Genomic DNA, 10,295 nt, shown 5'->3' on the forward strand with positions numbered 1-10,295 from the left:
ATTTCCATCATGCATCGCCACGTCTATGTACCGCTATGTCCCTGAGGTATTCATCTGCAATGACCAAGGAATCTCGCAATCGTAAGCTGACTGCTGTCTTGGTAGTCAACGAAGAGACGGATCTAATCCGCGAGACGCTAAATAGTGTGCGTCAGATTGTGGATGAGATCGTGCTGTTGAATACTGGTAACACGAACGCAATCTCGTCCCTTGCCAGTGAGTTTCAGGCCCGCGTTGTGGCCCATGCCTGGCAGGATTCGTTCGGCGAGGCACGCAATGCCGCGCTAGCGCATGTGACTGGCGAATGGATCCTGTGGCTCGATCCAGGCGAAACGATCGCTGCGGAAGATGCGGCTAGTCTTCGCCAGTTCGTCAACAGCCAAGTCGACATTATGACGGCCTACGTGCTGCTGGTCCGCGCGCCGCAAGCTCCCGGAGCCATCGGCAGCGAACAGATCGGCCAGGTTCGTCTGCACCCCAATCATCCTGGCATTCGTTATGAAGGGCGTGTGCGAGAAAACGTGATTCAATCGCTCGCCGAATGTGGCATGTCGATCGAAGCCGTTCCATTTCTCGTGCAGCGCAATGGGATCGAGAGCGATTCCAACTGGAAGATCAAACGTGCCAGTCGCGACGCCAAACTGGTCGAACGCGAAATCAAAGAAACGGGCCCCAGTGCCCGCCTGATGATTTGCATGGGCGAAGCCGTGCAGACACTAAACGATCAGGCCAACGCGCTGATGTTCTACGAACAGGCTTGCCGTTTGTCGGAGCATGGATCGGCCGAGATGCTCGAGGCTTTCTACGGCATTCTCACGGCGCTTGATAGTCGACCTGATGGCCTTGATACACAAATTCAAACCTGCATGACGGCATTAGAGATCTTTCCACTCGATGCCCAACTGCTCTGTGCGATTGGTGGCTACCTGCAATCGAAAGGACACCTCGATTTGGCGAGACGTTCTTTTGAAACCGCCTACAAGCATGGCCAAATCAATCTGGAAACCTGGCATATCGACGACATCGACGAGATCGCCGCGTCATGCCTGGCGATTACGACACACGCTGTTGGTCGGGAAGAAGAAGCAGAGCGGATCCTGATGGAAGCTCTTGTGGATTGTCCCCGATCGGTTCGACTACGTCGCCAGGTGATCGAGACCCACGTCAAGCACGGCCGACGCCAGGAAGCGATCGTCGAACTCGATAAGTTGCCGTCCGACTATCCCAAAATTGAATCGCTGCGAAGTGCTGTTCGGGGAGCGTCGTTGGCATCGAAAGAAAATTGGGTTGCCGCTCGTCCTTATCTCGAAGCCGCCTATCGACAGGGATCTCGTGAGCCATTGTGCCTGCGATGGTATGCAACAACGTTGGCCGCACTTGGCGAGCTAGAAATGTCGCGGGAGGTCTTAACAACCTGGAAGGAACGCGACTCTCACAATTCAGAACCTGACGAGTTGCTGAGAACTCTACTGGGTGGACCGACCGTCCGTTTGTCGACATCCAGCAAAGCTGGCTAGTACACGTCTATTCAGCGATTAGTACATAAAAAAGCCTCGCAGACTATGCGAGGCTTTTTGTTTATTTTCGGTTGTGGCCCCGAAGACCTATGAACGACCGACACGGTTGAGCACGGTCGAAAGCGTTTCCCGTAGAACCGTTCCGCTACGCCGTAGGGCCTGGATTTCTTTGGGCCAGAGGTCGAGTTGGAAGGTCGATTCCACGCCGTTCTTACCGACGACGGTGGGCACGCTCAACGCCACGTCGCGAATGTCATAGCAACCGTTTTGAATGCTGGAGATCGGCAAGATCTGATGGCTATCCAATGCGATCGCATCGATGACGTCGCGAATGGCAATGCCAACTGCGAAGCCAGCGCCACCCTTCTTCTTGATCACTTCTGCCCCAGAGCCCTTGGTGCGAGTGAACAGTTCGTTCGCGGCGTTGGGATTCCAGCCAGGGAACTTCTCAAGTGGCAGACCATTGACCGAAGCAGACGACCAGATCGGTACCATGCTGTCGCCATGTTCCCCGAGGATCAACGCTTTGACCTGCGTAGGTGGCAGCTTGCAGAACTCAGCGATCAGGGCCCGAAAGCGGATCGTGTCGAGTTGCGTGCCCAGGCCAATCACTCGGTTGGTTGGTAGGTCGAGCCGGGTGGAAGCGAGGTAGGTCAGAATGTCGACTGGGTTGGAAACGACAAAGACAGTCGCATCCTTCTTATAGCCGACTTTTTTGATCGAATCGAGGATCGTCAAGAACAAGTCGACATTGCGATTGATCAGGTCCAGGCGGCTCTCATCTGGCTTGCGGCGTAGGCCGGCCGTGATGCAGATGACGTCTGAATCGGGAATGTGTTCGTAACTGCCGCTGGAAATGATCTGGTCTGCGGTGCTAGGTCCGCCGTGAAGCAGGTCGAGTGCCTGACCGCCGGCCAAGTCGGCATTGACGTCGAGCAAGGCGATCTCGCGGACAATGCCGCTGCACTGCAGGGCAAATCCAGCACATGAGCCTACCAGGCCACCGCCACCAATGATGCTAACTTTCATGGTTACTCTCTTCTCGAACAATGGGGTGGATTAACGTTGCTTCGACAGCTCGGCCACCACACGTTGGGTGATCATCTGAATCAGGGCTTCTTGATCTGACGAGCCAGACGAGGCTGCAGCAGCAGGCTTATTCGCGTTGGGGCCCATCGGTTCCGGGGCACCAAACGCACGTCGCTGGACGTGGGAGTCTTCCCAACTGTCGCGGAAAATATCATTCGCGCAGATGTCGCAATCTTTGTACTGTTCGGTGTTGCGAGGATCTTTCCAGCCCCACTTGTCCTTCAGGTCGAGAAGTTCACGCGACTTCTTCTCGTTCAGGAATTCAACATGACCAAGTTGCTTGGCCAGGATCAGCATGCGGCAGTAGGCGTCTAGAATTTCTGTCCACCAGTAAGCACGCTCGACGTTCTCACCGAAGCTGACGGTACCGTGATTGGCCAGCAGGATAACGTTGGTACGATCGACGAAAGGAATGATCGTATCAGCGAACGATTGACCGCCAGGCGTTTCGTACTGGGTGATCGGCACGTCCCCCAGGAAGACTTCGACTTCCGGCAACACGCACTGTGGAATGGGTTCGCGGGCAATTGCAAACGCGGTCGCGTGTGGCGGGTGGCAATGCACGACGCTCTTGATGTCTTTTCGCTGCTTATAGATTTCAAGATGCAGCAAGGCTTCACTCGATCGCGGCTTGCTACCGGCGATCTGCTTGCCGGTCATGTCGATCGTCGAGATATCTTCTGGCTTCAGAAAACCTTTGCAGTGCATCGTCGGCGTGCAAAGGACTTCGTTGTCGCTGACGCGAACAGTGATGTTGCCATCGTTAGCGGCGGCGAAGCCTTTGTTATAGATCCGCCGACCGATATCGCACATGTCTTGTTTGATCTTGTGAACGTTCGTCATGCCGATTCGTATCTCGCAATCAAGGGGTACGTTTGGTGATTTCGTTAATGTATTCTGCGATCTTGTCCGCTCTCCATTGGGAAGGAAGAGGGGACAGGATTTATTGGTTCGGTCGATAACGAATATCAACCGTATCTAAAATGGCTGCGTTGTACGCATCCACTGGCTTCATGTCGGGGTAAAACGGTTGGGCCGCTTCGCCCCCTTCACTTAGCGCGATGTAATTGTCTTGGCCGGCACCCAATTCGTCGTAAACGACAAGCAGGTCATCCAGCGGCGTTGCCTCGTTCTCGATATCGCTGAGCATCATGGGTACGGCCAGCTTTAGCACCGCACCCTGAAATTCAGGGACCGAGCGGCTGAGCGTGACTTTTCCGATGATTTTGGCGATACGCATGGTGTTCTCGTTACTTGATCCAATTCGGCCCAGCGGTTCCGCGAAGGTTCCACAAGGTTGCCAGGAGTCGCGGGACATCCGAGTCCTGCCATTGACCGGGATTGCAAACCACCAGGTTCGCTCCCAGGCTCTTTACGGCTGCTTGCCAGTTGTGGCTTCCGCAGGCAACCATCGCTCGGACGCCGTTGGTGCGATTGGCAGCCGCCACAGCGAGTTCCGGTTGTTCCGACAGAAGCACTACCATCTGGTCGCTCTTGGCCGTGGCGATCGCTCGCTCAACGGCCTGACTCAGGTTGCCAACTTGGTCGGTACGTGCGGTCGACTGCCAGGCACCGGAAATGGACAGCTTGGCGGCGTTGACCACGGCCGGAGTCTGTTGCTTTTGTCCACAATCGGTTTGGTCGATTCGGCGAAGCTCGACTCCGCGTTGTTTCAGTTCATCTTTCACTGCCGGAGTGACAACCGCTTTGGTGGGCACGCACAGCACAGTGATCGATTCGTTCAGTGTGTTCTTCAGCGTTTCGACGGTGACCAATTTCACGTCGAGACGAAGTTCGCCGACCGATTCCGTCGCCGCTTGAGGCGATGACGCACCGTCCCGCATGAGTCGCTCAACGACCATCCGGACGATTCGTTCGATATCTTGGCTACTAAAGTTGGACTGCACGTTTACTCGTCAACTATTCCGACTACCGTCCAACGGACTGGTGTTCGGGGGTAATTCAAAAGTTCGGAAGTCGATTTTCCATCGCTGGTGATCATCACCATCTCGCCGGGACCTGCGTTGACGGCATCCACCGCAATTAGCGGATGGCCATCTGGGGTCGTACCGTCGACTTGCATCGGCTGCACTACCAAAAGTTTCCAGCCCCGCATCGACACGTGTCGTACTGTGCTGGTGGCCGTACCGACCACGCGTGCCGTTTGCATAAAGGACTAACCTTTCGCCGGGTGGCCCAGGATGCACAAATCGTCAATCAGCGAACAGCGTCGTTCCCGCGTGAACGTCAGCGGCGTGGTGACACCTTCGCCGGTTGGGGTTGCGATGGAGAAGGAAATATAACCTTCGCCGCCAACACCCAGTGCCGCAGCACACGGACCATTTTTCACGAACAACGTGGTGTCCATTACCCGACCCATCTTGGTCATATTGCGGACATTGTTGCTGTGGATGAGGGCCGTATGACGGAAGCCATGTTCGTAGTACTTTGCCTTTTCGATCGCTTCGTCGACATCGTGGCAGCGAACAAAAGGAATGAACGGCATCATTTGTTCGACGGGGACGAATGGGTTGTGTTCGTCCGTTTCGCCAAAGACGAGTTCTACGTCTTGCGAAATGTTCTTGCCGGCCGCACGAGCGAGAACAGCGGCGTCCTGGCCGATGAATTCCTTGGCGGCCACTTGTTTCTTTTTGCCGGGATCGCCGTATTCGGTGATCGCGACCGAGGTCAGTCGATCGATCTCGCTGCCGTTCAAGCGAGCGGCCCCGGCTCGCTCCATGGCTCGCATCATGTCGTCGAAAACCGAGTTCACGACGAACACTTCTTTCTCGCTGATGCAAAGCAAGTTGTTGTCGTAGGCTCCACCCTGAATGATGCAGCGGGCTGCACGATCCAGATCGGCCGTTTCATCGACAACCACAGGTGGGTTACCGGGACCAGCAACCACAGCCTTCTTGCCGCTATTGAGCGCGGCACGGGCGACGGCGGGGCCACCGGTCACGCAGATCATGGCCACGTCACGATGATGGAAGATCAGGTCGGCCGACTCGAGAGTTGGTTCGGCAATCACACAAATCAAATTGTCGATGCCAAGGTCTTCGGAGATGGCTTTGTTGAATCGACGTACACCTTCGACGGCCACCTTCTTACCGCTTGGGTGTGGATTGACAACTAGCGTATTGCCGCCGGCGATCATGTTAACGGCGTTACCAGTAATCGTCGGAAGCGAGTGGGTTACCGGAGTGATACACCCAATTACACCAAAGGGGGCGTGCTCAATCACGGCCAGGCCATGATCGCCACTGAAGACCTCGCTGCGGAGGAACTCGACACCGGGCGTTTTGCGGCCCAGCAGTTCCAGCTTTTCGATCTTATGGGCGAGACGACCAATCTTCGTCTCGTTCATTTCCATCGTTCCCAATTCAACCTTTTGATCGATTGAGATACGTCGGATGTGATCGATGATTCGCTTGCGATCTTCAATCGTGCGTTCCGAGAGCTTTTCGAAAGCCTCGCGAGCGGCTCGCACGGCCTCGTCGGCACAGTCGAAGATCCCGTAACGACCGTTGAACCCAGAGGTTGCCGGTGGAGCGTTGCCCACTTCGGCCAGTACTTGGGCCACGACGTTGCGAATGATGGATTCGTCAAATTGCATGATGTCTATATCCTCGCGTCAGCGCGTGAATGTTACGGCAGGCTAACTCTCCGAGTCTTGCTCGGACGGTTTTTCTGGGGATGGCGTTGGCTCAGGTTTCGGCACCGACTTTGGTTTCGGCTTCGGTTTCGGGGCCGGAGTGGGCTGGGCCTTGGCTGGCGGTTGATCCGTGTCTTCTGCCCGGTCGAAAACACAGGTGCTTTCGATGTGGGCGCGATCAACGATGCCGATCACGACACAGTCAATCGGAAGGGATTTCGTTTCCGGAGTCAGTCGGGCACTTGAACCTTGGGTAATCAGCACGAAGTCGCCCACGCCGCTACCAAGCATATCGACGGCAACAAACGTTCGGCCGGTGGTCACCAACGACTGTCGATCTTTCGCTTCTAGCCGATACGGCTCGACCACAAGCAGCTTGTGACCGACCATCGTGTCGACTTTCTGCGTGGAAATAACCGATCCGGTTACTTTGGCGATAAACATTTTAGGTCGACTCCAGCAACTGCCGGGTTTGACGAGCAACGATGATTTCCTCGTTGGTCGGAATCACCCACAGCTGCGTTTTGCTGTTTGCCGAATGGAACGAAGACTCTCCTTTGACGGAATCGTTCTGTGCTTCGTCCAATTCGATTCCCAACTCTTGCAAGTTGGCACATACGTCCTTGCGTAACTGCTTACCGTTCTCTCCGATGCCTCCGGTAAAGACGATCGCGTCGGCTCCTCCCAGTTCGACCAGCATGCCACCGAGGTATCGGCGAACTTCACTGGTAAACATGTCTAAAGCCAACTGCGCGTCCGCATTGCCGTTGGCGGCGGATTCTTCCAGGTCTCGCATGTCGCCGCTGAGGCCGCTACTGAGGCCAAGTAGTCCACCTTGGTTCCCGATATGCACGAGAACTTCGGTCAGGCTCTTGCCAGTACGCTGCATCAGAAGCGGCAGGGCGTAGGGATCGAAATCCCCAACCCGGTTGTTTTGCGGCAGTCCGGTTTGCGGGCTCATGCCCATGGTTGCCGCAACACTTTGGCGATCTTTGATCGCACACAAGCTGCTGCTTCCACCAAGGTGGCAAGAGATGACTCGCAAATCGTCACGCCCTAATAGTTCCGCGCTTCGCGTCGCGATGTACCGATGGCTCGCTCCGTGGAAGCCCCACTTCTTGATCTGGAACTCGTCCGACCAAGCTTTGGGAATTCCGTAGTAGCGATTCCGGTCGGGAATCGTTTGATGGAAGCCCGTCTCAAAGGCGGCAACTAGCGGAATCTCCGGAAGTTGCTCGGAAAGTAATCGCATGGCGGCGATATAAGGCGGGTTGTGGGCCGGGGCGACTTCGTTCATTTCTGCCATGGCAGAAAGGACGTCGTCGTTGACCCTTTGCACGCCCGATACACGTCCACCGTGGACCGCTTTAAAGCCGATCGCCGATACTTCGGCGGCGTCCTTTAGGCACCCGTGCTCTGCGTCGGTCAGTTGGGAAAGGCATTTGCGAACCGCCACGGCATGATCAGGCATGTGATCCGTGACTTCTTCTTTCCAATCGCCAATCTGAACGCTGCAAGAACTTTCTGGAGATCCAATTCGATCGATCCCGCCACGGGCCAACTGGGTTTCGTTGTTCATATCGAACAAGCGATACTTGAAGCTGGTCGAGCCGAGATTTGCTACCAGGACCTTCATAGTCTGGGACTCCTTTCGCTGGGGATGCACCGCGGACTAGCGGCTTACGTTAAGTCGGTTTAGCTGAAGTAAACGTCAGCCAGACCTTCGGCAGGGCGGGGCAGGATGTGGCTGCCAGCCAGTTCGCCGACTTGCGAAGCGGCGTTGGCACCAGCTTCGACAGCAGCACGAACGCTACCGACGTCGCCACTGACAACTGTGGTAACCAAACCACCGCCAATGTTGACGCGCTTCACGATCTTTACGTTGGCGGCTTTCGCCATGGCGTCGGTCGCTTCGACCAGCCCGACCAAACCTTTGGTTTCAATCAAACCAATTGCGTTTTGCATGGAAAGTTTCCTTTGCAGATAAATTGTTTGTGGGAAGGGGGACTACTCGGAGCTGTAAACCTGCTTGACCGGTGGCGGCAGGACGATTCCGATGTCTTCGTGCGGTCGTGGAATGACCTGAACGCTGACAACTTCGCCCAGACGGCCAGCTGCTGCTGCACCTGCATCGGTGGCGGCTTTCACAGCGGCGACATCGCCGGTGATGAAAGCGGAAACCAAACCGCTGCCAACTTTGTCCCAACCAACGAACGTCACGTTGGCTGCCTTCAACATCGCGTCGGTGGCTTCCACCAAGGTCACAAAGCCCTTGGTTTCAATCATGCCCAACGCTTCCATTACTTTCGCCATGGGGTTTTATCTCCCGAACAAAAAAGGAAACCGTTACTTCTTGTCGCACCTGAAAGTCAGATGCGATGTCTTCAAAAAAACAGGGGTCATAAAAACGCTCTCGCTGGCCTCGGGAGAGGACTCACAGTGGCAAATCAGTGAGGCCAACGAAAGCGTAGTTAGTTCTAGTGATTCGACTTGCAGCCGCAGGGCTCTTTCTTTAAAAGCTCGATCTCGGTAGCTGCTTCCAGGTTGCACGCGTTGCCTTCATCGGTGTCGATGTGGACTTCCAGTTTGCTGACGTCGTCGGCTCGGACGAGCAAGTCTTCAAACGTGGTCGTGCAACTTAGCGAGGTGATTCGGAGGTTCATGCGATCGCCATTTTTCACACCGTAAAATTCGGCGTCGCGGTTGTTTATGTGCACATGGCGTTCGGCGCGGATCACGCCTTGGTCAAGTTGAACGGCACCCTTGGGGCCCACCAGCACGCAACCAGGCGTTCCGTCGATCTTACCGGACGCACGTACAGGAGCGTCGATGCCCAGGGAGATCGCGTCGGTGAATGCCAGCTCAACCTGGCTGTAATCCCGCGTCGGACCCAACACGCGAACCTTCTCTAACATCCGGCGACGTGGGCCGACGACCATGACGGTTTCTTCGGCCGCGAAGAAGCCGTCTTGGTAGAGGTCCTTCATCGGAGTTAGCACATGACCCGGACCAAACAGCGTTTCGACGTGGGCGTCGGTCAGGTGAATGTGACGAGCCGAAATACTGACCACCAGCTTTGGGGTCGCCGGAGGAGCAGGGGCCGCTACTGGGGCGCCATTTTGCGAAAGGACAACCTGACGAACGATCCGTTCGATGGTGGCATGATCGAGATTCAGCGAGGAACTCATTCGTATCAAACCCTAGTTGGGGTTAGCTTGCTTTATGGGAAACGGGGCGATCAATGATCGCCATCTCGGCAGGGGCAACAATCAAATCGACTCCGGCGTCCTGGACTTGCTTTTGCCAGGCTTCCGAAATTTCGTGATCTACCACGAGCTTGTCGACTTCGGAAAGCTCGCACATTTGAGCGAGGCTTTGACGGCCAAACTTGGTGCTGTCGGCAACAATGATCACTTCGCCGCCAGCTTTCATCATGGCCCGCTCGGTTTCAACGAGCAGGAGGTTGCTGTTGTACAGTCCTTGCTGGGTTATCCCTGCGACACTGAGCACGGCACGCCGAGCACTTAGTCGCGAGATCATTTCGTCGGCATAAGGGCCCAAAGAAACACCGGTCGCGTTATGAACGTAGCCCCCAAGCAGGATTAACTCGGTCGTTGTGCTGGCCATGAACAAGTTGGCCACCGGCAGCGAGTTGGTCACAATTTGCAGGGTTCGCCCGACGAGCATCTGGGCTAGTTCATACGTGGTGCTTCCGCCGTCGAGGATGACCGTGTCGCCTTCTTCGATCAGCAGAGCCGCAGCCTTCGCGATCTGCCGCTTCTTGCTCCACTGCATTTCGTGGCGAAGCTCAAAGTGAGGCAGATTGGGAGAAGGCCCCGAGTAAAACACACCCCCGTGCGTCCTGCGGGCCGACCCAGCTTCCTCCAACATTTCCACGTCACGGCGGACTGTCGATTCAGAGACATCCAATTCCTGAGCAAGTTCCGGCAGCGAGGCAAAGCCTCGAGACCGAACCAAGTCGAGAAGTCGCGTTCGTCGGACGTCCGCTTGCATGGGTGGGGGGAGATGGGGTC

General features: G+C 55.8%; 13 protein-coding genes. 1 reads left to right on the top strand and 12 read right to left on the bottom strand.

What is annotated here, in order from left to right:
- Window positions 1-59 precede the first annotated feature (59 nt).
- A complete protein-coding gene (locus tag HOV93_RS24860) occupies window positions 60-1,517 on the top strand; it encodes a glycosyltransferase (RefSeq protein ID WP_207399260.1) in 1,458 nt (485 codons plus the stop codon).
- 87 nt (window positions 1,518-1,604) lie between these two features.
- On the opposite strand, the gene HOV93_RS24865 is transcribed toward HOV93_RS24860, so the two are convergent.
- The 12 genes from HOV93_RS24865 to HOV93_RS24920 all read right to left on the bottom strand — a co-directional run.
- Window positions 1,605-2,546: a lactate/malate dehydrogenase family protein gene (locus HOV93_RS24865; protein ID WP_207399261.1), complete on the bottom strand. Its 942-nt coding sequence runs from the start codon at window positions 2,544-2,546 to the stop codon at window positions 1,605-1,607.
- Window positions 2,547-2,576: 30 nt separating this feature from the next.
- Window positions 2,577-3,449 carry a class II aldolase/adducin family protein gene (locus tag HOV93_RS24870; RefSeq protein ID WP_207399262.1) on the bottom strand — a complete coding sequence of 291 codons (873 nt, stop codon included), beginning with the start codon at window positions 3,447-3,449 and terminating at the stop codon, window positions 2,577-2,579.
- A gap of 100 nt (window positions 3,450-3,549) precedes the next feature.
- Window positions 3,550-3,846, bottom strand: coding sequence for a EutN/CcmL family microcompartment protein (locus HOV93_RS24875; RefSeq protein ID WP_207399263.1), 297 nt, complete (start codon window positions 3,844-3,846; stop codon window positions 3,550-3,552).
- 10 nt (window positions 3,847-3,856) lie between these two features.
- Window positions 3,857-4,513, bottom strand: coding sequence for a hypothetical protein (locus HOV93_RS24880; protein WP_207399264.1), 657 nt, complete (start codon window positions 4,511-4,513; stop codon window positions 3,857-3,859).
- Between the two features lie 2 nt (window positions 4,514-4,515).
- Window positions 4,516-4,776 (bottom strand): EutN/CcmL family microcompartment protein, encoded by a 261-nt coding sequence (locus tag HOV93_RS24885; RefSeq protein ID WP_207399265.1) that lies wholly within the window; start codon window positions 4,774-4,776, stop codon window positions 4,516-4,518.
- 6 nt (window positions 4,777-4,782) lie between these two features.
- Window positions 4,783-6,222, bottom strand: a complete 1,440-nt coding sequence (locus HOV93_RS24890) for an aldehyde dehydrogenase family protein (RefSeq protein WP_207399266.1) — start codon at window positions 6,220-6,222, stop codon at window positions 4,783-4,785.
- Between the two features lie 42 nt (window positions 6,223-6,264).
- The gene (locus HOV93_RS26540) at window positions 6,265-6,705 is read right to left on the bottom strand and encodes a EutN/CcmL family microcompartment protein (RefSeq protein WP_207399267.1); all 441 of its coding nucleotides are present in this window, start codon (window positions 6,703-6,705) and stop codon (window positions 6,265-6,267) included.
- Between the two features lies 1 nt (window position 6,706).
- Window positions 6,707-7,897 (bottom strand): acetate/propionate family kinase, encoded by a 1,191-nt coding sequence (locus tag HOV93_RS24900; RefSeq protein ID WP_207399268.1) that lies wholly within the window; start codon window positions 7,895-7,897, stop codon window positions 6,707-6,709.
- A 59-nt stretch (window positions 7,898-7,956) separates the two neighbouring features.
- Window positions 7,957-8,226: a BMC domain-containing protein gene (locus HOV93_RS24905; RefSeq protein ID WP_207399269.1), complete on the bottom strand. Its 270-nt coding sequence runs from the start codon at window positions 8,224-8,226 to the stop codon at window positions 7,957-7,959.
- 42 nt (window positions 8,227-8,268) lie between these two features.
- The gene (locus tag HOV93_RS24910; protein ID WP_207399270.1) at window positions 8,269-8,574 is read right to left on the bottom strand and encodes a BMC domain-containing protein; all 306 of its coding nucleotides are present in this window, start codon (window positions 8,572-8,574) and stop codon (window positions 8,269-8,271) included.
- A gap of 164 nt (window positions 8,575-8,738) precedes the next feature.
- On the bottom strand, window positions 8,739-9,449 hold the full coding sequence (pduL, locus tag HOV93_RS24915) for a phosphate propanoyltransferase (RefSeq protein ID WP_207399271.1): 711 nt from the start codon (window positions 9,447-9,449) through the stop codon (window positions 8,739-8,741).
- Window positions 9,450-9,471: 22 nt separating this feature from the next.
- Window positions 9,472-10,295: DeoR/GlpR family DNA-binding transcription regulator (locus HOV93_RS24920; protein ID WP_315853474.1), on the bottom strand; the 824-nt coding region annotated here is incomplete at its 5' end.

It is taken from the genome of Bremerella alba (genome assembly GCF_013618625.1).
In the GTDB taxonomy this organism is placed as follows: Bacteria; Planctomycetota; Planctomycetia; order Pirellulales; family Pirellulaceae; genus Bremerella; species Bremerella alba.

Coding starts and splice junctions, on each gene's coding strand:
- HOV93_RS24875 (WP_207399263.1), bottom strand. CDS start 3,846: ATGCGTATCGCCAAAATCATCGGAAAAGTCACGCTCAGCCGCTCGGTC.
- HOV93_RS24865 (WP_207399261.1), bottom strand. CDS start 2,546: ATGAAAGTTAGCATCATTGGTGGCGGTGGCCTGGTAGGCTCATGTGCT.
- HOV93_RS24890 (WP_207399266.1), bottom strand. CDS start 6,222: ATGCAATTTGACGAATCCATCATTCGCAACGTCGTGGCCCAAGTACTG.
- pduL (WP_207399271.1), bottom strand. CDS start 9,449: ATGAGTTCCTCGCTGAATCTCGATCATGCCACCATCGAACGGATCGTT.
- HOV93_RS24885 (WP_207399265.1), bottom strand. CDS start 4,776: ATGCAAACGGCACGCGTGGTCGGTACGGCCACCAGCACAGTACGACAC.
- HOV93_RS26540 (WP_207399267.1), bottom strand. CDS start 6,705: ATGTTTATCGCCAAAGTAACCGGATCGGTTATTTCCACGCAGAAAGTC.
- HOV93_RS24860 (WP_207399260.1), top strand. CDS start 60: ATGACCAAGGAATCTCGCAATCGTAAGCTGACTGCTGTCTTGGTAGTC.
- HOV93_RS24900 (WP_207399268.1), bottom strand. CDS start 7,897: ATGAAGGTCCTGGTAGCAAATCTCGGCTCGACCAGCTTCAAGTATCGC.
- HOV93_RS24905 (WP_207399269.1), bottom strand. CDS start 8,226: ATGCAAAACGCAATTGGTTTGATTGAAACCAAAGGTTTGGTCGGGCTG.
- HOV93_RS24870 (WP_207399262.1), bottom strand. CDS start 3,449: ATGACGAACGTTCACAAGATCAAACAAGACATGTGCGATATCGGTCGG.
- HOV93_RS24910 (WP_207399270.1), bottom strand. CDS start 8,574: ATGGCGAAAGTAATGGAAGCGTTGGGCATGATTGAAACCAAGGGCTTT.